At 62.5% G+C, this 20,871-nt stretch carries 15 protein-coding genes; 8 read left to right on the forward strand and 7 right to left on the reverse strand.

The features are described 5' to 3' along the window. Positions 1-12 precede the first annotated feature (12 nt). Positions 13-1,110 (forward strand): efflux RND transporter periplasmic adaptor subunit, encoded by a 1,098-nt coding sequence (locus tag SIN04_RS01860; protein WP_134493201.1) that lies wholly within the window; start codon positions 13-15, stop codon positions 1,108-1,110. Continuing rightward, positions 1,110-4,157: an efflux RND transporter permease subunit gene (locus tag SIN04_RS01865; protein ID WP_322847388.1), complete on the forward strand. Its 3,048-nt coding sequence runs from the start codon at positions 1,110-1,112 to the stop codon at positions 4,155-4,157. Before SIN04_RS01860 ends, SIN04_RS01865 begins: the two co-directional genes overlap by 1 nt. Positions 4,158-4,187: 30 nt before the next feature. Here the strand turns inward: SIN04_RS01865 and SIN04_RS01870 are convergent, their stop codons facing one another. Further along, positions 4,188-5,234, reverse strand: coding sequence for a cation diffusion facilitator family transporter (locus tag SIN04_RS01870; protein ID WP_134492918.1), 1,047 nt, complete (start codon positions 5,232-5,234; stop codon positions 4,188-4,190). Positions 5,235-5,299: 65 nt separating this feature from the next. Further along, a complete protein-coding gene (locus SIN04_RS01875) occupies positions 5,300-5,983 on the reverse strand; it encodes a TetR/AcrR family transcriptional regulator (protein ID WP_322847389.1) in 684 nt (227 codons plus the stop codon). A gap of 263 nt (positions 5,984-6,246) precedes the next feature. Between SIN04_RS01875 and SIN04_RS01880 the strand changes: the two genes are divergently transcribed. Further along, positions 6,247-7,317 (forward strand): HlyD family secretion protein, encoded by a 1,071-nt coding sequence (locus tag SIN04_RS01880; RefSeq protein ID WP_244606031.1) that lies wholly within the window; start codon positions 6,247-6,249, stop codon positions 7,315-7,317. Beyond that, a complete protein-coding gene (locus SIN04_RS01885; protein ID WP_134492924.1) occupies positions 7,304-8,866 on the forward strand; it encodes an MDR family MFS transporter in 1,563 nt (520 codons plus the stop codon). Before SIN04_RS01880 ends, SIN04_RS01885 begins: the two co-directional genes overlap by 14 nt. A 3-nt stretch (positions 8,867-8,869) precedes the next feature. Here SIN04_RS01885 and SIN04_RS01890 read toward each other — a convergent pair whose 3' ends face one another. From SIN04_RS01890 to SIN04_RS01900, 3 genes are all read right to left on the reverse strand, one after another. After that, positions 8,870-10,207 carry a threonine/serine ThrE exporter family protein gene (locus SIN04_RS01890; protein ID WP_244606032.1) on the reverse strand — a complete coding sequence of 446 codons (1,338 nt, stop codon included), beginning with the start codon at positions 10,205-10,207 and terminating at the stop codon, positions 8,870-8,872. Between the two features lie 40 nt (positions 10,208-10,247). Continuing rightward, positions 10,248-11,651, reverse strand: coding sequence for a class II fumarate hydratase (gene fumC, locus SIN04_RS01895; RefSeq protein WP_134492926.1), 1,404 nt, complete (start codon positions 11,649-11,651; stop codon positions 10,248-10,250). A gap of 121 nt (positions 11,652-11,772) precedes the next feature. Further along, a complete protein-coding gene (locus SIN04_RS01900; RefSeq protein ID WP_134492928.1) occupies positions 11,773-13,470 on the reverse strand; it encodes an NAD-dependent malic enzyme in 1,698 nt (565 codons plus the stop codon). Between the two features lie 396 nt (positions 13,471-13,866). Between SIN04_RS01900 and poxB the strand changes: the two genes are divergently transcribed. After that, positions 13,867-15,600, forward strand: coding sequence for a ubiquinone-dependent pyruvate dehydrogenase (poxB, locus tag SIN04_RS01905; RefSeq protein ID WP_134492930.1), 1,734 nt, complete (start codon positions 13,867-13,869; stop codon positions 15,598-15,600). Between the two features lie 201 nt (positions 15,601-15,801). After that, a complete protein-coding gene (locus tag SIN04_RS01910) occupies positions 15,802-16,782 on the forward strand; it encodes an aldo/keto reductase (RefSeq protein WP_134492932.1) in 981 nt (326 codons plus the stop codon). Positions 16,783-16,814: 32 nt separating this feature from the next. Here the strand turns inward: SIN04_RS01910 and SIN04_RS01915 are convergent, their stop codons facing one another. Beyond that, positions 16,815-17,891, reverse strand: coding sequence for an NAD(P)H-dependent flavin oxidoreductase (locus SIN04_RS01915; protein ID WP_134492934.1), 1,077 nt, complete (start codon positions 17,889-17,891; stop codon positions 16,815-16,817). A gap of 343 nt (positions 17,892-18,234) precedes the next feature. Here SIN04_RS01915 and SIN04_RS01920 point away from each other — a divergent pair, with 343 nt between their 5' ends. Together SIN04_RS01920 and SIN04_RS01925 are read left to right on the forward strand one after the other, a co-directional pair. Continuing rightward, positions 18,235-18,672, forward strand: a complete 438-nt coding sequence (locus SIN04_RS01920; RefSeq protein WP_134492936.1) for an ArsC/Spx/MgsR family protein — start codon at positions 18,235-18,237, stop codon at positions 18,670-18,672. Between the two features lie 2 nt (positions 18,673-18,674). Beyond that, positions 18,675-19,427, forward strand: a complete 753-nt coding sequence (locus SIN04_RS01925) for a hypothetical protein (protein ID WP_134492938.1) — start codon at positions 18,675-18,677, stop codon at positions 19,425-19,427. A 502-nt stretch (positions 19,428-19,929) separates the two neighbouring features. On the opposite strand, the gene SIN04_RS01930 is transcribed toward SIN04_RS01925, so the two are convergent. Continuing rightward, a complete protein-coding gene (locus tag SIN04_RS01930) occupies positions 19,930-20,871 on the reverse strand; it encodes an electron transfer flavoprotein subunit alpha/FixB family protein (RefSeq protein WP_134492940.1) in 942 nt (313 codons plus the stop codon).

The following is a 20,871-nucleotide window of genomic DNA, read 5'->3' on the forward strand; positions in this document are numbered from 1 at the left end:
TTGGCCCGCACTATCTCTCCTAAAACAAGACGCGGCCTGGCGTTCGCGCTGCTGGCCTCGCCGGCGTTCGCGCTGCTTCTTGCCGGGTGCAAGCAGGAGAGGGAAGCCAAAGCTCCAGAGCCGCGGCCTGTGCGAACCGTGACCGTCGAAAAGAGCGAAGTCGGCGAAACCGTCGTGCTGACCGGACAAATCCTGGCCGAGAACGAGGCCTCGCTCGCCTTTCGCATCGGGGGCCGCATCATCGAACGATTGGCCGGCGTCGGCGATCATGTCGAACCTGATCAGGTGCTGGCGAAACTCGATCCGCAGAACGAGATAAACGCCCTGCGCTCCGCGCAGGCCGCTCTGTCCGCCGCGCAGGGACAATTGGTGCAGGCCCGAAACACCTTCGATCGCCAGAATACCTTGTTGCAGCGCGGGTTTACGACCAAGGTCCTGTTCGATCAGGCGGAGCAGGGGCTGCGCACGGCGCAGTCCCAGGTCGATGATGCGCACGCGCAGCTGCATATCGCCGAGGATCGCGTAAGCTATACGGAGCTCAAGGCGAATGTGACAGGTTCGATCACCGCCAGAGGCGCCGAGTCGGGCGAAGTGGTGCAGCCGGGGCAAATGATCTTCCAGGTCGCCCGGCAGGACGGGCGCGACGCCGTATTTGACGTGCCGGCCCAGGTGATACGATCCGCGCCGCCGAATCCGAAAGTCATCGTGACCTTGACCGATGATCCGTCCGTGACGGCGCAGGGTCGCGTGCGGCAGGTCGATCCGCAGGCCGACCCCGTCACCCGCACGTTCCGGGTGCGCGTCAGCCTGATCGACACGCCGCCCGCGATGCGGCTCGGCGCGACGGTGACCGGGCGTATGCAACTGGAGTCGGCGCCCGGCATCTCGATTCCGGCGAGCGCCCTCACGAATAGCGATCGCCAGCCCGCCGTCTGGATCGTTGATCCCTCGAACCTCACCGTTTCGCTGCGCAACGTCGACGTGCAGCGTTTCGATCCTGGATCGGTCGTCGTTTCGCAAGGGCTCGAAGGCGGCGAGATTGTCGTCACCGCCGGGGTGCAGGCGCTTCATCCGGGTCAGAAGATCCGTCTTCTGGGGTCGGCGTCGTAATGGGTCCCAATCTCTCCGAATGGGCGCTGAAGCATAAGTCATTCGTCATCTTCATGATGATCGCGGTGACTGTCGCCGGACTTGCCTCCTACTTCCGGCTTGGCCGCAGCGAGGACCCGGCTTTCACTTTCCGGACGATGATCGTGCAGGCCTCCTGGCCCGGCGCGACGCTCGACGAAACGCTGCAGCAGGTCACGGAACGGCTCGAGCGCAAGCTGCAAGAGACCAAAGGTCTTGATTTCCTGCGCAGCTACACGAAGCCCGGCCTTACGACGATCTTCGTTACTCTCAAGGGATCGACGACAGCCGCCGAAGTGCCGGACATCTGGTATCAGGTCCGCAAAAACGTCGGCGATATTCGCCACACCCTCCCGGTCGGGGTCATCGGCCCCGGGTTCAACGACGATTTCGGCGACACCTATGGGCTGATCTACGCCTTTACCGCGGACGGCTTCACTCATCGTGAGCTGCGTGACTATGTCGAGGACATTCGCTCGCGCTTGCTGCAGGTTCCGGACGTCTCGAAAATCGATATCCTCGGCGCGCAGGACGAGCAGATCTTCGTTGAATTCTCGATCCAACAGCTTGCAGGGCTCGGCATCGACCGGGCGGCTTTGATCGCGGCCTTGCGGGCGCAGAACGCGGTGAGCCCGTCAGGCTCCATCCAGACCGGCGCCGAAAAGCTTTCGCTCCGGGTTTCCGGCGCCTTTCGCTCCGAACAAGACATTCTCGACGTCAACTTTCTGTCGAACGGCCGGATGATCCGGCTGCGCGATATCGCCGAGGTGCGCCGCGCCTTTTCCGACCCGCCGCAACCGATGTTCCGCGTCAACGGCAAGCCGGCGATCGGCCTCGCCATAGCGATGCGCGATGGCGGCGACATTCTGGCGCTCGGCCGCAACGTGAAAACTGCGATCAATCAGACGGTCGCCGATCTGCCGCTCGGCATCGACGCGACGCTTGTGTCCGATCAGCCGGTCGTCGTCAAAACCGCCATCGGCGAATTCATGGAATCGCTCTGGCAGGCGATCGCCATTATCATGGCGGTGAGCATCGTCAGCCTCGGCTTCCGGCCCGGCGCGGTCGTGGCGCTCTCGATTCCGCTGACGATGGCGATCATTTTCCCGATTATGGAATTTCTCGGCATCGACCTCCAGCGCATTTCCCTCGGGGCGCTGATCATCGCGCTCGGCCTTCTGGTCGATGACGCGATGACCACCGTCGACGTCATGACATCGCGTCTCGCGCAGGGCGACAGCAAGGAGCAGGCGGCGACTTTCGCCTATAAGACGCTGGCGTTCCCCATGCTCACGGGATCGTTCGTCACCGCCGCCGGCTTTGTTCCGATCGGTTTCGCGCGCAGCGCCGCGGGGGAATATACCTTCTCGATTTTCGCCGTCGTAACCATCGCGCTGATCGTTTCCTGGTTCGTCGCCGTTCTGTTCGCGCCTTTGCTTGGCGTCGCCCTTCTCAAGAAGCCGGCGGCTGGGGCCCCCGAGAAACAAGGCCTGGTCCTGCGCATTTTCCGCAGCATTCTTCTTGGCGCGATGCGGATGCGCTGGCTCACCATCGCCGTGACGCTGGCCTGTTTCGTCGCTTCCATCCTGGCGATGCCCTATGTGCCGCGGCAGTTTTTTCCGGCATCCGACCGCCCGGAGCTCGTCGTCGATCTCACGCTGCCGCAAAACGCGTCGATCTTCGCCAGCGATGAAGCCGCGGCGAAACTCGATGCGATGTTGAAGGGTGATCCCGACGTCGCCAGCTGGAGCACCTATGTCGGACGCGGAGCCATCCGCTTCTATCTTCCGCTCAATGTGCAATTGGCCAATGACTTCTTCTCGCAGGCCGTCGTCGTCGCCAAGGATGTGGCGGCGCGCGATCGGCTTCATGCGAAATTGGAGAAGGAGCTCGCCGAGCAGCTGCCGAGCGCCGTCACCCGGGTGTCGCCGCTGGAGCTTGGGCCGCCTGTCGGCTGGCCGGTGCAATACAGGGTCAGCGGCCCGGACATCGAGCAGGTGCGCGCGATCGCCTTGCGGCTTGCTCAGGCAATGGGCGCGGATGCGCATGTCAAAGAGGTCAACTTTGACTGGATCGAGCCGTCGCGGCAGGTTCGCATCAAGATCGATCAGGATCAGGCGCGGCTTCTGGGCCTGAGCTCGCAGGCGCTCGCCGAGGTTTTGAATACGGTGATGACCGGAACGCCGATCACGCAGGTGCGGGACGGCATCTATCTCGTCAACGTCGTCGTGCGGGCGAAGGACGAGCAGCGCGTTTCGCTGTCAACTCTGCGCGCGCTGCAATTGCCGCTTCCGAACGGACGCATGGTGCCGCTGAGCCAGGTTGCGACCTTCGACTTCGATCAGGAATATCCCTTGATCTGGCGGCGCCAGCGCGTCCCGACATTGACGGTGCAGGCCGACGTGCAGGCTGGCGCGACGCCTGAAACCGCTGTCCGCTCGCTCGCTCCCGTTGTGCAGAAGCTGAGCGAAAGCCTTCCGGCAGGCTATCATATCGACGTCGGCGGCACAGTGGAGGAAAGCGCGCAATCGCAGGCCTCGGTCTTCGCCAAGGTTCCATTGATGCTGTTCCTGATGGTGTTGTTCCTGATGGCTCAGCTACATAGCTTCAGCCGGCTGGCTCTCGTCGTGAGCGTCGTGCCGATGGGCCTCATCGGCATCGTCGCGGCCTTGTTGATTTCCGGCCGGCCGCTCGGCTTCGTCGCCATCCTCGGCATTCTGGCGCTGATGGGCATGATCGCGCGCAACGCGGTGATCCTCATCGAGCAGATCGAGACCGAGCGGGCGCAGGGGCGCGACGTCTGGAACGCCGTCGTCGAGGGCACGCTTTCACGTTTTCGCCCGATCATGCTGACGGCGATTTCGACGGTGCTCGGCTTCATTCCCATCGCCCCGACGGTGTTCTGGGGCCCGATGGCTTTCGCCATCATGGGCGGCCTGTTCGTTGCAACCATGCTGACGCTGATCGTCCTGCCGGCGCTCTATGTCGCGATGTTCCGCGTCAAGGAGCCGGCGCACGCCGAGGCCTGAACGGCGGCTCCCGAAGGGTCTTTTTCAAGTTCAATCCAGAACATCGCGCCGGATGTCGTCATTGCCGCGATGTTCAGCTTCCGAGCCCCGACGCAAAGGCTGTCTTTTCGGAGGGGATTGGCCAAACCGGCGCTCGAAGGTCGTCTTGAAAGAGTCGGGCGTTTGCGGCTTGACAAAAATCGCGACGACGGAAGGGTGGCTCGCATGCAGGCGCTGCTCCAACTCGAGCACGCGGGCTTCGATCATCGGCGTCGTCAAATTGTCCGCAAATTCGAGACTGAGCGCGACGAGAATTTGATCGGGCGCCAAATGGATCGTCAGCACGCCATTGGCGTTGGCGACGCCGTCGATCTCGCCGGCAAGGCGCAGGATCGCATCGATGATTGAAGGGTCAGCGGATTCACCGATGAGCAACCCCTTGGTTTCGCGCGCCAGCACCACCGCGGTCAGGGCGAGCACGACGCCGATCAGGATCGAGGCGACGCCGTCCAATTCGGGCCTGCGCAGACTGACTGACAGAAAGCACCCGGCGAAGGCGATTAAAAGACCAATGAGAGCCGCGCTATCCTCAAAGAGAACCATAAAGGACGGCGGGTCCTTGCTGTCCCGCACCGCGCGGAACAGCGCGCCGTATGGCTTTCTGCCTTTGAAATTACGCAACGCGATCCACCACGTCGCGCCGTCGAACATCGCCGAAAAAGCGAGCACGATATAGTTGACGGACGGGTTCTCGATCGGCTCCCGAGCAATGACCTGGGCCACGCCCTGATAAAAAGCGATCCCGGCGCCGAGCGCGAAAACCAGAAGCGCGACGACGAAACTCCAGAAATAGACTTCGCGGCCGTAACCTAAAGGATGCTGGCGATCGGGCCGGGCCGTCGCGCGATGAAGGCCATAAAGAAGCAGCAGTTCATTTCCGGTATCGACGAGCGAATGCACGCCTTCGCTCAGCATCGCGGAGCTGCCGGTATGGGCGGCGGCGACGAATTTCGTCGCGGCGACAAGAAGATTGCCGACGATCGCAGCGTAGATCACGAATTTGGATGAAGGGCGCCGCGCGCGTTTCGACGAGATCATGGCGAGTTGGCCTTCAAAAAGGCGAGTTCAGGAGGCCAGCTCCAGTATATTGCGTCAACGACTCGTCAGTCATCCTTGACAAGGCCCCGCACAAATATCCGCACGGCCTCGCGGGTTTGGCGATCGAGCGCTTCGGGGTCCATCTGGACGCCGAGCAAGGCTATGCGCGAGACCCGTCCGAGGACGATGCCAAGGAACAGATCCGCGGCGAGCGCCATATCGTCGATCGCGAAACGGCGCCCGGCGGAAAAGCGCGTGAGGATGCCTTCGACAAGCCTGATCTTCCGGTTTGTTCCTTCCTCTACGGCGAGCTTGCCGAGTTCGGGAAAACGCTCGCTCTGTGCCGTGAGGATACGAAGGAGAGCGATTGATGCTGGCGACAGGGATGAATCGATAAAGCGCAGCGCCAGAATCGTAAGCGTTTCTTCCAGGGATTTGCCGCTGAGGCCTTTTGCGAATTCGGCCTCGATGGGGGCGTAGATCGTAAGGATGCGCCGGCGCAGAACATCGGCGAATAACTGACCCTTATCGGCATAGCGCGCATAAAGCGTCGCCTTGCCGATCATGGCGGCCTCGGCCAGGCGCTCCATCGACGTCCCGTCGAAACCATGCTTCAGGAACATGTCGGTTGCGATCTCCAGCAGGCGTTCATCCCGCTGCGCCGCCGCCGCCTTGGTTGGGCGCCCGCTCCGTGGGGAGGAATCGTCCCTCCGTCCTTCGCCGCGCCCGTCTGTTGAAGTCGTTTTCATCGCATGTCTCGAAATCCTGGCTTGCCGAATGTCAGCCGCCGGTATAAAACGGTACCGTTCCGTTCCATTATGGCAGACTCATGGATTCATCCGCAAGTTCTCTTCCTCGCACCCGATCACTTTCCCCTGAAAATACGCCCGTGAGGGACGCCGAGGCTATCATTCGTTTGCGCGAGGGCGCTCCGACATCTGTCCCTCCTTCTGAGGGCGAAGCCGCGGCCGGCTCTCGACAGAGGCCCGTTCGATCCCGCCGCAAACGCCTATTGACCGTCATTGCGCTCCTGCTCGCATTCGGCGCCGCTGGCTGGTTCGGCTGGCGCTGGTGGACGGCCGGCCGTTTTGAGGAGACGACCGATAACGCGTTTTTGCAAGCTGACAAGGTTGTGGCGGCGCCGAAAGTCGGGGGATTCGTCGCCGAGGTTTTTGTCTCGGACAATCAGCCGGTGAAGGCGGGCGAGGTCCTGGCGCGGATCGACGAGCGTGACTATCGCATCGCTCTTTTTCAGTCGCAGGCCGATCTCGACAGATCGAAGGCCGGTCTTGAGGGAGTCGCCGCGGCGCTGATCCAGCAACAGGCAAAGATCGAGGAAGCAAAAGCGGATGTCGCCACAATGACGGCGGCGCTTGATTTCGCAACGGAAGAGCAAAAGCGCTATGGCGACCTTCTGCACAGCGGAGCCGGCACGATCCAGCGCTCGCATCAGGCGACCTCGGACCTTCTGCAGAAGCAGGCTGCGCTCGACAAGGCGCGAGCCAGCTATGACGCCGCCCAGAAACAGACCGACGCCCTGCATTCCCTCGAGGCAGCCGCGCGCGCCAGCCTGCAGCGAGCCGAGATCAATCTCGATCAGGCCAAGCTCAATCTCGAATATACGACGATCAGAGCGCCGATCGACGGCGTCGTCGGCGACAGGTCGCTGCGCAAGGGCCAGCTCGTCCAGCCAGGCGCCAATCTCCTGACGATCGTGCCGATGGGCAAATCGATCTATCTCATCGCCAACTTCAAGGAGACGCAGGTCGGCGCGATGGTCGAGGGACAGCCCGCGTCCTTCACCGTCGACGCCTATGGCGATCACGTGTTTCATGGCCGCATCGACAGCTTTGCGCCGGGGACAGGCGCGCAATTCGCGCTGCTGCCGCCGGAGAACGCGACCGGAAATTTCACCAAGATCGTGCAGCGCGTCCCGGTGAAGATCATCCTTGACGGCGATGATCCCTTGATTCAGCGCCTGCGGCCAGGGCTCTCGGTTGAGGCGACGATCGACACGCGCGCGCGGCCCGGAAAGGACCACGCCGGCGCCATCGCGTTGAAGGCGGACGATGAGCGGGAGTGAGGAGGCGAAGGCGAGCGCCGGGGACTGGCTCGCCGTTGCCGGCGCCATTCTGGGGGCCTTCACCGCCATTCTCGACATCCAGATCACCAATTCGTCGCTGGCCGACATCGAAGGCGCGATCGGCGCGTCGGCGGAGCAAGGGAGCTGGATTTCGACCGCATATCTGATGGCCGAGATCATCGTGATTCCGCTCACGGGCTGGCTTGGGTCGATCTTTGGCCTTCGCCGCTACCTTTCGGTCAACACGAGCCTTTTTGTCGTCTTTTCGATTGCTTGCGCCTTGTCGACGTCGTTGCCGCAACTGATTATTTTCCGCGCCGCGCAGGGGTTTACGGGCGGCGTCCTCATCCCGACGGCCATCACCATCGTCCGGACGCGGCTGCCGAAGTCGCAACAAGGGGTCGGCATCACTTTCTTCGGACTGACGGCGACCCTTGCTCCAGCCCTCGGCCCGACGGTTGGCGGTTGGCTGACCGATAGTTTTTCCTGGCACTATATTTTCTACCTGAACCTTATTCCGGGGCCGATCGCCGCCGTCATCCAGCTCACAGCTTTGCCAAAGCAAGCCGCCCGGTGGGCCGAACTGCCAAAGGGCGACTGGTTCGGCATCGCCGCGATGGCGATCGGACTCTCGAGCCTCACTTTCGTGCTCGAGGAAGGCCAGCGCAAGGAATGGTTCGAATCGGATATGATCATCCGATTGTCGATCGCGGCGGGCGCCGGCGTCCTGCTTTTCATTCTGCGCGAGCTGACGGCGGCGAGGCCTTTCATCAACCTGCGCGTGCTCGGCAACAGGACGGTCGGCGCCTCCAGCGCCTTAATGGCTGTGCTTGGCGCCGTCTCGCTGGGCTCGACCTATGTCATTCCGCTCTACTGCGCACAAATTCAAGGCTATAACGCCGAGCAGATCGGCTACGTCGTGATGTGGAGCGGACTGCCGCAGCTGGTTTTGTTTCCGGCCATGCCGTTCCTCATGAAGCGGGTCGATCCGCGCATTCTCGTCGTCGTCGGCACGCTGCTTTTTGCGTCGAGCTGCTTCATCAATGTGAACCTGACCCATGACGTCGGCATGGACCAGTTGATCCTGCCGCAGCTTTTGCGCGCCGCCGGCCAGCCGCTGTTTTCAATCCCGCTGTCGCAGCTTTCGACCGCCAATCTTCCTCCAAGGGAGACGGCGGACGCGTCGGCCTTATCAAACATGATGCGCAATCTTGGCGGATCAGTCGGCATCGCCCTGCTTTCGACGATCATCGAGCGGCGCGAACATTTCCACTTCTCGATTCTTGCCGAAGGGATGACGCAGAACGCCGTGCGGACCCAGGAGCGGATCGCCATGCTGATGGCCGGAGCGCGGGGCGTCATCGCCGATCCCATCATCGCCAGGGCGCAGGCGCTGGCGTCGATCGCGACGCAGGTTCGCCGGGAGGCTTACGTAACGGCCTATTCCGACGCTTTCTGGGTCGTCGGCGTCGGGCTCATAGTCAGCCTCGCGGCGATCACGCTGTTACGCAGGCCGCCGCGATCAAAGGCGCCGGTCGAGGCTCATTAAGAGCTACGCGGCGTCTTTGCGAAGGCGGGGCGATTTGGGCTTCACGAAAGCGGCCACAAAATATTGGATGCACAATTTTGGAATGATGAGGCCAAAACCCATTGCGATAATGATGAGGAAAGCCGTCGCGCCGTCGGTGAGGGCGGCCGCCAGCAGGTGGGGCGGCGCGTCAGGGCCAAGGCTCATCAGATCGACCAGCCCGCCGGCCATTCGGAACAGAAAGACGCCGGGTATGAGGGACACGACCGAGGCGAAAGCGACCGCCGCGAACGGCAATCGGAGCCGATCCGCGATCGGCGTCATAATGGTTCCGACGATCAGGCAGGCGGCGAACGCTCCCGCCTCGGCGCTGGCGCCCGCTATCGCAAGCATCGCCCAGCGAGAAGCATGCGCCAGCATTCCGACCAAAATTGGTATCGGCAGCATTCGCCACGGCATGGAGAAAAAAGCGCCATAGGCCGCGACGGCGACGCCCGCGGCGATTATGTCATAGCCGAGCGGAACCGCACGCGAGGCGCCCGAGACGGGCAGGCTCGTTCCGCCGAGCGCAAGCCCGACAAGAAGCCCCGCGCAAATCATCAAAATGATGAGGCTGGCAAAGCCGATGCGGGCGCCGCCGAGCGCGATGCGCGCCCTGGCGAGATCGAGCATGCCATTGAGGAGATGGGGCCCGGGAACAAGCACCATACAGGGGCAAACGGCGATGAGCCGAAGCGTGGAGCTGAGATCGAGCCGCACGACGATCGCGCCGACGACGCCGGCGAGCAGGGCGGCGCAGAAAGGCGGCGCAAACGGGTTGCGGCTCGCCAGCGTCAGGCCGCGCCGCAACAAGGCTCCCGCGCCGGCGCTGAGCGCGATCAGGATGAGGCTTAAGAAATGAGTCGCGCCAAAAATCACCCCGAGCGCCGCCGCTCCCGCGCCCGCCAGCAAGGTGAAGCGCCATAGCGAAACGGGCGGCAGGCACGCGATCGTCTCTATTCCCGGTCGCATCGCCGCCGCGCTTGCGCGGCCTTCACAAACCGCGTCGATCAAGTTCGTGGTCGCGGCGACCTTGTTCATGTCGACGCCGAGTGGCGCGGCCTCGATCATGTCGATAAAGGCGCCGGCGTCGTCCTCGATGCGCAAGGTCAATTCGCCCCAATGCACAAAGACGGTCGCGCGATAGCCGAATGCTTGCGCAAGGCGCGTCGCGCCCGCGATCGTGTGTTCCGTTGTCTGACCATTGACGAACAGGAGCCTGGCGCAAGCCAACACTATATCCATAGCCTCCCGCTGTGGCGGGTCTACGCGCTTTGGCGGCGGCGAGACCGCGGGCAGAAGCTGGCCAGAACGATCGGACATTCCTTAGCCGTCCCCCGACCCTTCTGCGCGAGCCGACCATTTACTCAGTGGCGACATAAGGCTTCACCATCTTGGCGGGATCGACGATGCGGTCGAACTCCTGTTCGGTGACCAACTCAAGTTTCAGCGCCGCTTCCCTGAGGGTCAAATCGTGATCCATGGCGTAATGCGCGATCATTGAGGCCTTGTCGTAGCCGATCACCGGCGCGAGCGCGGTGACGAGCATCAGCGAACGATCGACATAACCCTTGATCTGCTTGAGGTTCGGCTTCGTCCCCTCGACGAGGAATTTGCGGAAGTTCACACATCCGTCCGTCATGATCGTGATCGAATGCATGATGTTGTGGATCATCAGCGGCTTATAGACGTTCATCTCGAGGTAGCCGCCGGCGCCCCCGAAGCCGACGGCCACGTCGTTTGCCATGACCTGCACGGCGATCATGGTCAGCGCCTCCGCCTGCGTCGGATTGACCTTGCCCGGCATGATCGAAGAGCCAGGCTCATTTTCCGGAATGACCAGCTCGGCGAAGCCGGCGCGCGGGCCGCAAGACATCAGCCGAATGTCGTTCGCGATTTTGTAGAGCGAGACGGCGAGCGTGCGGAACGTGCCGGAGAGCTGCACAAGGGCGTCATGTGCGCCCTGCACGGCAAATTTGTTCGGCGCGGTGACGAAGGGCAGGCCCGTCAGCTTTGCGATTTCGGCCGCCGCGGCTTCCGCGAATCCGGGCGCGGCATTTATTCCCGTGCCGACCGCCGTGCCGCCGAGCGCGAGACGGTAGACGCCCTTCAGCGCGTCGTCGATGCGTTCGAGATCGTCCTCCAGCATGGCTGCGTAGCCGGACCATTCCTGGCCCAACGTGATCGGCGTCGCATCCTGCATATGGGTGCGGCCGATCTTGACGATATCGGCCCATTCGGCGGCCTTTGACGCGATCGCGTCGCGCAGCTCTTTCACCGCCGGGATCAGCCGGTGCGCGACATTCACCGCGGCGGCGATATACATCGCCGACGGAAATGTGTCGTTCGACGATTGCGACATGTTGACGTGATCATTCGGATGAACCGGCGTCTTGCTGCCGAGCGGCGTTCCCGCGAGCTGGGAGCAGCGATTTGCGATCACCTCGTTCACATTCATGTTGAACTGGGTGCCGCTGCCGGTCATCCAGACATGCAGCGGGAACATCTCCTGATGCTGACCGGCGAGGATCTCGTCGCAGACCTTGATGATCAACCCGTGTTTTTGCTCATCGAGCCGGCCGCCGGCCTTGTTTGCGATGACCGCCGCCTTCTTCAAAATGGCGAAAGCCGTGATCATCTCGCGCGGCATCAGATCCTTGCCGATGCTGAAATGCTCGAGAGACCGCTGCGTCTGCGCGCCCCAGAGCTTGTCGGCCGGCACCAGGACCTCTCCGAGACTGTCGGTTTCCGTGCGAAGATCGTTCATTGTATGTTTCCCGAACTTGTGCGGATGTGTGATTGGAGCCGCTGAGAGCGCCGCGGCGAGGGTTTTGCCGGGACGCTCGGCCGCACGGCAAGGGCGGCCGGGCGATCAATATCGGAACGGCTCAACCACGCTTGAGGTAGGGCCGGTACTGAGGCTCCCAGACGTAAGCCTTGATGCGCCCCGACAAGGCGGCTTCGTCGCACCGATCGGCGACGCCGTCGGCCTGAGCCTGACGCGCGACGGCGTTCGCGACAGCGAGCGACACCGCGCGCAGCCGATCGACGGTAGGCAGCAGCCGTCCGTTCTTGTCGTCTATCGTCGGCGACATTTTGGCGAGGGCCTTGCCCGCGGCCATGAACATCGCATCGGTCACTCTTCGCGCCCCGGAAGCGAGGACGCCGAGCCCGACGCCCGGAAAGATGTACGAATTGTTTGTCTGGTCAATCGGGATCGTCCTGCCCTTCCATTCGACGGGCGCGAAGGGACTGCCGGAGCCGATCAGCGCGCGTCCATCAGTCCAGGCGATGAGCTGTTCCGGCGTCGCCTCGCTGCGCGAGGTCGGATTGGACAGCGGGAAGATGACAGGCCTTTCCACATGCTGCGCCATCGCGCGAACGACAGCCTCGGCAAAGGCGCCGGCCTGGCCCGAAACGCCGATCAGCGCGGTTGGCTTGGCGTTTGACGCGACGTCGAGGAGACTGATCTCGTTTGGCGTCTGCCGGGACCACCCGGCGACCGCCTCCCGTTTCTGCACGAAGGGCGTCTGGGCCGGAGTGATCCCCTGCATGCCCTCGATGAGGAGACCGTTGCGGTCGACCATGAAGAAGCGGCTGCGCGCCTCCGTCTCGCTCGCGCCATCATCGATCATCGCTTGCAAAATGAGAGACGCGATGCCGCAGCCGGCCGAGCCGGCGCCGAGAAAAGCAATGCGCTGCTCTGTCAGTTTCACGCCAGTCACGTTGATCGCGGCCAGAAGGGTTCCGGCGGCGACGGCGGCGGTGCCCTGGATGTCGTCGTTGAAGGTGCAGAGCCGGTCGCGGTAGCGCAGGAGCAGGCGGCTGGCGCTGGATCCCGCGAAATCCTCCCATTGGAGAAGAACGTCCGGCCAGCGATCGGCGACGGCTTCGACGAAAGCTTCGACGAAATCGTCGTACTCCGCGCCGGTCACGCGCTCATGCCGCCAGCCCACATAGAGCGGATCGGCGAGGCGCTCCTTGTTGTTGGTCCCGACGTCGAGCAGGATCGGCAGCGTCATGTCGGGGTGAATGCCGGCGCAGCCCGTATAGAGCGACAGCTTGCCGATCGGTATGCCCATGCCGCCGGCGCCCTGGTCTCCGAGGCCGAGGATGCGCTCGCCATCGCTTACCACGATGACGCGAACATGATCGAAGCGTGGATTTGAAAGGATCTCACGAATGCGATGCTTGTTCGCATAGCTCAAAAACACGCCGCGCGGCTTGCGCCAGATCTCGCTGAAGCGCTGGCATCCCTCGCCCACGGTTGGCGTGTAGACCAGCGGCAGCATCTCCTCAAGGTTGCGCACCAGCAGAGCATAGAACAGCGTCTCATTGGTATCCTGCAAATCGCGCAGAAAAGCGTAACGCTCGAAATCCGTTTCAAAAGCGTGCAAGACCTTAAGGCGGCGCGCCACTTGCTCGTCCAGCGCGCCAACGTGAGGCGGCAGCAGCCCATGCAGATGGAAGACGCCGCGCTCCGCCTCCGTGAAGGCGGTTCCCTTGTTCAGCATAGGCGTATTGATGAGGTTGAAGTCGGTCAGATCGGTTTCTATTGGACTGTTGAAGTCAGGTCCGGTCGCCATATGTCTCCTCCTTGTATTACGCTCGCTAAAGGTCCCGACAATCAACTCGGGCGTCTTGGATCGCGGCGCGGATCCTTCGGGCGGCCGCCGCGTTTTTCGAATCTCACGAATTTCCGCAATCAGGCCCTTATTCTCGGGAGGATGAAGGGTGGCTTAAACAAATGCGAGAATTTGAGTTGATGGCCCACATTGCCGCTGACAAGGTTATACGAGGCGTCCGCGTTTGCAACTTGACCGTTATCAGCATTCGTGGACAAAAGCAGGGGCAGCGGTCACGCTTTCAAGGACAAGCCTCGATCCAGTAACAGGTGATAGCTCGACGACTTACCCTCTCGCGGAAGCGACGGCGCCCCGGTCTCACTCTCCGCGTTGATGCAAGCTTTAAGGGATGGGATCATGAAGACTGTAGCGGATCAATTCGCTGAAACGCTGGCCGCCGCCGGCGTGAAGCGCATTTACGGCATCGTCGGCGACAGCCTGAATGGCCTGACTGATTCCATGCGCCGCCAGGGCAAGATCGAGTGGATTCATGTGCGCCACGAGGAGGTTGGAGCCTTCGCGGCTGGCGCGGAAGCGCATCTGACCGGCGAGCTCGCCGTATGCGCCGGCAGCTGCGGACCCGGCAATCTGCATCTCATCAACGGTCTGTTCGATTGCCATCGCTCACGCGTGCCCGTGCTGGCTATCGCGGCGCAGATCCCCTCCGCTGAAATCGGCTCGGGTTATTTTCAGGAGACTCATCCGCAGGATCTGTTCCGCGAATGCAGCGATTATTGCGAACTGGTTTCCGGCGCCAACCAGATGCCGCGCGTGCTCGAAATCGCCATTCGCACGGCTGTCGCCAAGCGCGGCGTTTCAGTCGTGGTGATGCCTGGCGACGTCGCGCTGCAGGCCGCGTCGGACGCGCCGACGGCAAAGCCAGCGGGCCTGCTCGCGCCCCGGCCTGTGGTGAGGCCGGGGCCGGCGGAGCTGCAGCAGCTGGCGGACTTGCTGAACGGCGCCGAGCGGATCACTTTGTTATGCGGCTCCGGCTGTCAGGGCGCGCATGATCAACTGTTGTCGCTCGGCGAGCGGCTTAAGTCGCCGATGGTCCATGCGCTCAAAGGCAAGGAACACGTCGAATGGGATAATCCTTATGACGTTGGCATGACGGGCCTCATCGGCTTTTCGTCCGGCTATTACGCCATGAATGATTGCGACGTTCTTCTGATGCTCGGGACCGATTTTCCCTATCGCCAATTTTATCCGAAGGCCGATGCGGCGCGCATCGCGCAAATCGACATCAGGCCGGAACAGATCGGCCGCCGGGCTTCGGTCGATCTCGGCCTCGTCGGCGACGTCGGAGCGACGCTCGAAGCCTTGTTGCCGCTGCTTAAGGAAAAGACCGACCGCAAGCGTCTCGATCAGGCGCAGGAGCATTATCGCAAGGCGCGCCAGGGCCTTGACGATCAGGCGCGCGGAACCCGCGGCAAAGGACTGATCCATCCGCAGCAGGTCGCCCGCGCCCTCAGCGACCTCGCGTCGGATGACGCGATCTTCACCTGCGACGTCGGTCTGCCGACCGTTTGGGCCGCTCGCTATCTCGCGATGAATGGCAAGCGTCGGCTCATCGGGTCGTTCTGGCACGGCTCGATGGCGAATGCGATGGCGCAGGCCATCGGCGCGCAATCCGCCTTCCCGAAACGTCAGGTGATCTCGCTCTCGGGCGACGGCGGTTTCACCATGTTGATGGGCGATTTTCTCAGCCTCGCGCAGCTTGGCCTGCCGGTGAAAGTCGTTGTGTTCAACAATGGCTCGCTGGGCTTTATCGAACTCGAGCAAAAGTCGAGCGGCTTCGTGGACACCGGGACCGAGCTGAAGAACCCGAATTTCGCGGCTATGGCGGAAGCGGTCGGCATACGCGGAATAAGGCTTGAGGATCCCGCAAGCGTCGAAGCCGGCGTCGCCGAGGCGCTCTCTCATGAAGGTCCAGTGCTCATCGACGCCGTGGTGAACCGGATGGAGCTCGCCATGCCGCCGAAAGTGACGGCCGAGATGGCCAAGGGCTTCACGCTTTACATGGTGAAGGCGGTGATGAACGGGCGCGCCGACGAAGTGCTCGATCTCGCGCGCACGAACCTTTGGCGCTAAAGCACGATGCCGGAAAGCCTCAGACTGTTCTAACAACGGCTTGAGAGGACGTGACTCCAGTTGAGCGCATTCTCCCGCTGCGGCGGCGCTCTTCTGCTGCGGCGCTTGCGCGTTGCTCCGGCGAAAGTGTTTTGCCAACCGGCGGCGCGCATGTGATCAAGGCGCTCTTTGACCTGAGCCTTGCCGTCAGGAGTATTGACGATGGACTATGTAAAGCTCGGCTCGACCGGACTTGAGGTTTCGCGGCTTTGCCTCGGCTGCATGACCTTTGGCGAGCCTGATCGGGGCCCCCACAGCTGGACGCTCGACGAAGAAAAAAGCCGGCCGATCATCAAGCAGGCGATCGAACTCGGCGTCAATTTTCTGGATACGGCCAATGCCTACTCGGACGGATCCTCCGAGGAGATCGTGGGCCGCGCGATCAAGGATTTCGCGCGCCGGGACGAGATCGTTCTCGCCACGAAGGTGTATGTTCGCATGCGTCCTGGGCCGAACGGCGGCGGCCTTTCGCGAAAAGCCATCTTCACCGAGATTGACGCCAGCCTGAAGCGGCTCGGCACGGACTATGTCGATCTTTATCAGATCCATCGCTGGGACTATGGGACGCCGATCGAAGAAACGCTCGAGGCGCTTCACGACGTCGTGAAAAGCGGAAAGGCGCTCTATATCGGCGCCTCATCAATGTATGCGTGGCAATTCTCCAAGGCGCTCTATACGGCGCGGCTCAATGGCTGGACCGAATTCGTCAGCATGCAAAATCACGTGAGCCTTCTCTATCGCGAGGAGGAGCGCGAGATGTTGCCTCTTTGCGCCGATGAGAATGTTGCCGTGTTGCCCTGGTCTCCGCTCGCCCGCGGCCGCTTGACGCGAGCCTTTGACGAAACGAGCGAGCGCCAGCAGACTGATGAGTTCGGCAAAATTCTCTACGCTCATATAACCGATTCCGATCGCCAGATTATCGAGTCGGTCGGCAAGATTGCGAAAGCGCGCGGCGTTCCCCGCGCGCAGGTGGCTCTGGCCTGGGTCGCGCAGAAAAACGCCGTTACGGCGCCGATCATCGGCGCCTCGAAACCGCATCATTTGAGCGACGCCATCGCGGCCTTTTCGCTCAATCTGACGCCGGAGGAAATCGCGGCGCTCGAAGCGCCCTACACGCCGCATGAAGTGGCTGGATTCGCATAGCCCGAACGCCGCCGGCGGCCGAGCGGCAGGCGTTACCCTGCCGCTTCGTTCAACTCGGAGACGAGTTCGGCCATCAAAGCCGCCGCGGGCAGGGCGCGCGCGAGCGGTGCGCCTTGCCCCGCCCATTGCGCTCCATATCCCGGCTCGCCGGCCGCCTTCGCCGCGGCGTTCAGAGCCTTCCCGGCGTCATAGGCAATCGGATAGGCAGGGACCGCTCCTCGGTCGATTTGCTCCCCAAAAGCGGTGAAGCGGTTGGCGAGGCATCGCGCGGGACGTCCTGAGATTGCCTGCGTCATCACTGTATGATGCGCCGCCTCGCTCCGCAAAGCCACGCGGTAGAATTCGTCAGCCTGCGATTCCGGGCAGTCGATAAAGGCCGTGCCGAGCTGGGCCGCGCTGGCTCCAAGATGCAAGACCGCGGCGACGCCCGCGCCGTCCATGACGCCGCCGGCCGCGACGACTGGAATGTTGAGATTGCGCACGAGAAGGCGCGTCAGGGCCATGGTTCCGAGACGATCGTCCGGCGCGTCAGGGTCGAATACGCCGCGGTGGCCGCCAGCCTCATAGCCTTGCGCGACCACGGCGTCGATTCCGGCCTGCGCGACGGCGCGCGCCTCAGTGAGATTTGTCGCGCTGGCGAAGAGCAGGATTCCGGCCGCGCGGAGTGCGGCGATGCGTTGCGGCGAAGGCAGGCCGAAATGGAAGCTCACGACCTTGGGCTTTTCCTGTAAAAACAGAGCGAGCATGGCGTCGTCGTCGACGAAGCTTCGATAGATTTCGCTAAGGCGCGCTGGCGGTGCGGCGCCAAAGCGTTGGAATTCAGGCGTCAGCCGTTTGAGCCAGGCCTCCTCGATTGCGGCGTTCGCGACCGCGGGCCTGTGGCAGAAGACGTTGACGTTGAAGCCTCGGTTTGTGGCCGCGCGGAGAGATGCAATCATGTCGCGGGCGCCATTGGCGTCGGTGGCGCCGACGCCAATCGACCCCAAGCCGCCGGCGTTGGATACGGCCGCCGCGAGAGCCGGCGTCGAGATTCCGGCCATGGGCGCCTGGATGATCGGATGCTCGACGCCAAGACGATCAAGAAACTGGCGGTCGTAAGCAAGGGTCATGGAAAATCTCCTGCCGCTCGATGGAGCCTGGCCAATAGCGGGGCATCTCGTGAATTGCCAGAAAAGCACGCCGTCCCGTCAGATAGCGCCGCGTGCGCAATGTTGCATGACGCCGGCCGGACTTCAAAGGCGTGTTGCAAGAATGCGGGCGGGTCGTGGCTCGAAATGCCGAGCTGACCCGCGCCGCAGGCGATGCCGATGGTCTGGTCCAACCCCCGCCGCTCAAGAATGCCGGGGGCGGCCGCTCCCCGCGTGGCTCCTCCCGATTTATGCGGTCGATCTGGAGGCTTCGCCGCGGCCTGTTTCTTGCGTGCCAGCGGGCAGACTTTGGAGATTTGTCCGAATGGCGACAATCCTGTTCTGGGAAAAGCCTGGCTGCGGTGGCAATGCGCGGCAAAAAAAGCTGCTGGCCGCTTCGGGCCATGCGGTGGTCGCGCGCAACCTGCTCGCAGAGCCCTGGACCTCCGAGCGGCTACGCGCTTTCTTCGGCGCCCGGCCCGTGCGCGACTGGTTCAACAGCGCCTCGCCGCGCGTCAAGTCAGGCGAATTGCGGCCGGAGACGCTGGATGAGCCTGCCGCGCTCGCCTTGATGCTGCAAGACAAGCTGCTGATCCGCCGTCCGTTGATGCAAGTCGGCGATCGCTGCGAGGCTGGGTTCGATATGGCGCTTGTGGCGGAATGGATCGGCCTCAGTCCGGCGGGCGGCGAGGCGGTGGACGATCGCTGCGCGCGCCATCCCGGGCCACATCAAAACAGACAACATGGATACATCGGGGATTAGTTATGACAGATATGGCCGAACTGAAAAAGCGCAAGGAGCCGCTCAATCTGGCGATCGTGCATGTGGATCCAGACGCCTTCATCGCGCATCTGATGGGGTGGCTGGAAATTACCGCCTTTATAACGGCGCAACGGGCAGGGCAGGCCGAGGCCCCCGCCGACGGGATAACGCCAAGGCTTTCGGCGGAGCAGTTGAAGACTACCGGTGTGCAGAATGTCGGAAATGACGCGATTTTCGCATTCTGCATGACGGCGGCGCTGAAAGGGGACAAGGCGGCTGTGGACAAAGTCGAAGCCGCTCTGGCGGAGCGCATGGGAGAAGAATTCCCCGGATCATTCGCTTTGTCCTATTTCCGTGCGAATATTGGAAATCCAGAAACGCTGGACGATTTTGTTGGTCAATCCGGCAAGAAATTGCTCGTTGGCGACATCCCTCCGCCGCCGCTGCGCGCCAAGGAAAATTGGAGCACGGGTCTGCGCTTCTTCGAGAAGGCGCGCGCATCCAATTTCGTGCATGAGATCATGTATCCTCTGGCGAAATGGACGCGCGAGCGCTGGACAGAAACCTTGGACAAAGGCGTCGCCTTCCTTCAGCATATCGAGGACAATGTTCCCGTATTGCGCGAGGCGCTGGGAGACGCCCGCAATGACCAGGCTTTCACCGCGAATTTGCTACTCAAGCTAGCCCCTGCCGTCGACATGGAATTGAATGATGACTATCAGGGATTTCTGCGATCCCTGGCGCGCCGGGCCTAAGCATGAATTGAGCAGCTTTGTTGGCGGCTCATGCATGTCAAGACGCAGTTGAACGCCGTCAGATGCTGCGCGCGCTGGGCGCGCACGCTTCACGAATGCATGGATCAGCCGCGATGGCCGCGTCCGGCGGATCGAAAGAAGGCGGCTGGATACGATGCCGAGTCCGCGCAGACGAACCGAGGCTATTGCGCCGGGATTATGGCATATCCGTGTGATGGCGCTTGAGTCAGCGCATCATCAATGATGCGCATAATATAAGTTATGGAATGTCGATAGCTCGGAGCGATGCGTCCCATCGCTGGGGAAACTCTCGGGCCCGGCGGCGGCCGCCGCCCATGACGCCTCAGAGGCGGAGTTGCATTATGTTCCTTAAGCCGTTGTTTTTACGGCATGATATGGGTCAGGAAAGTCTGCAGCTTTTCGGCGTCATGCTCCCGGATAGTTTGTCGAAGCGTCCTCGGGGATTATCTTAGTGGTCCACAAGGCGGTCCCAAGTGGCGGCTCAGGAGGATTTTAGAGCCGCATTGAGTTCAGGCAGGGCCTGGAACAGATCGGCCACGAGGCCGTAGTCCGCGATCTGGAAAATCGGAGCGTCCTCGTCCTTGTTGATGGCGACGATGACTTTCGAGTCTCCCATCCCCGCGAGATGCTGGATGGCTCCCGATATGCCAACCGCAATATAAAGCTGCGGCGCGACGATCTTGCCGGTCTGGCCGACCTGCCAGTCATTGGGGGCGTAGCCGGCGTCGACCGCTGCGCGCGACGCGCCCATAGCGGCGCCAAGCTTGTCGGCTATCGGTTCGATATAGGTTGCGAAGTTTTCCGCGTTCTGCATGCCGCGCCCTCCGGAAATCACGATGCGGGCGGCGGTCAGCTCGGGCCGCTCGGATGCGGCGAGCTCCTGCCGCAGGAAGATCGCATCCGCCGCGGCCGGCGCCGCCGCGATCGGGACAATTCCCGCGGTCCCGCCGGATGCGGCGACGGGCTCAAACCCTGTGGTTCGCACGGTGATAACTTTCCGCGCATCCTTCGATTGCACGGTGGCCAGCGCATTGCCGGCGTAGATCGGCCGCACGAAAGTGTCGGGCGAGATGACCGCCGTGATCTCCGAGATCTGCTGCACGTCGAGCGAGGCTGCGACGCGGGGCAGCACGTTCTTGCCGAAGGTCGTCGCCGCAGCTAGGACCGCATCATAGTTCTTTGCAAGCTGTGTCACTAGCGGCGCGACGGTTTCGGCGAGGAGATGAGCATAGAGCGGATCGTCGGCAAGCAGCACTTTTTCGATGCCTGCGACCGCCGCTCCAGCTTCGGCGGCGGCGCCGGCGCCATGGCCGACCACAAGCAAATGAACTGGACCGCCAAGGAGGGCGGCGGCGGTGACGGCGTTCAGGGTCGCCGGTTTCAGGACATGGCCGTCATGCTCGGCCAGAACCAGGGCGGTCAT

It is taken from the genome of Methylocella tundrae (assembly GCF_038024855.1).
GTDB lineage: Bacteria > Pseudomonadota > Alphaproteobacteria > Rhizobiales > Beijerinckiaceae > Methylocapsa > Methylocapsa tundrae.

Coding starts and splice junctions, on each gene's coding strand:
- SIN04_RS01875 (WP_322847389.1), bottom strand. CDS start 5,983: ATGAAAACGACTTCAACAGACGGGCGCGGCGAAGGACGGAGGGACGAT.
- SIN04_RS01920 (WP_134492936.1), top strand. CDS start 18,235: ATGGCGACAATCCTGTTCTGGGAAAAGCCTGGCTGCGGTGGCAATGCG.
- SIN04_RS01915 (WP_134492934.1), bottom strand. CDS start 17,891: ATGACCCTTGCTTACGACCGCCAGTTTCTTGATCGTCTTGGCGTCGAG.
- SIN04_RS01870 (WP_134492918.1), bottom strand. CDS start 5,234: ATGATCTCGTCGAAACGCGCGCGGCGCCCTTCATCCAAATTCGTGATC.
- SIN04_RS01890 (WP_244606032.1), bottom strand. CDS start 10,207: ATGTCCGATCGTTCTGGCCAGCTTCTGCCCGCGGTCTCGCCGCCGCCA.
- SIN04_RS01885 (WP_134492924.1), top strand. CDS start 7,304: ATGAGCGGGAGTGAGGAGGCGAAGGCGAGCGCCGGGGACTGGCTCGCC.
- fumC (WP_134492926.1), bottom strand. CDS start 11,651: ATGAACGATCTTCGCACGGAAACCGACAGTCTCGGAGAGGTCCTGGTG.
- SIN04_RS01900 (WP_134492928.1), bottom strand. CDS start 13,470: ATGGCGACCGGACCTGACTTCAACAGTCCAATAGAAACCGATCTGACC.
- SIN04_RS01930 (WP_134492940.1), bottom strand. CDS start 20,871: ATGACCGCCCTGGTTCTGGCCGAGCATGACGGCCATGTCCTGAAACCG.
- poxB (WP_134492930.1), top strand. CDS start 13,867: ATGAAGACTGTAGCGGATCAATTCGCTGAAACGCTGGCCGCCGCCGGC.
- SIN04_RS01865 (WP_322847388.1), top strand. CDS start 1,110: ATGGGTCCCAATCTCTCCGAATGGGCGCTGAAGCATAAGTCATTCGTC.
- SIN04_RS01925 (WP_134492938.1), top strand. CDS start 18,675: ATGACAGATATGGCCGAACTGAAAAAGCGCAAGGAGCCGCTCAATCTG.
- SIN04_RS01910 (WP_134492932.1), top strand. CDS start 15,802: ATGGACTATGTAAAGCTCGGCTCGACCGGACTTGAGGTTTCGCGGCTT.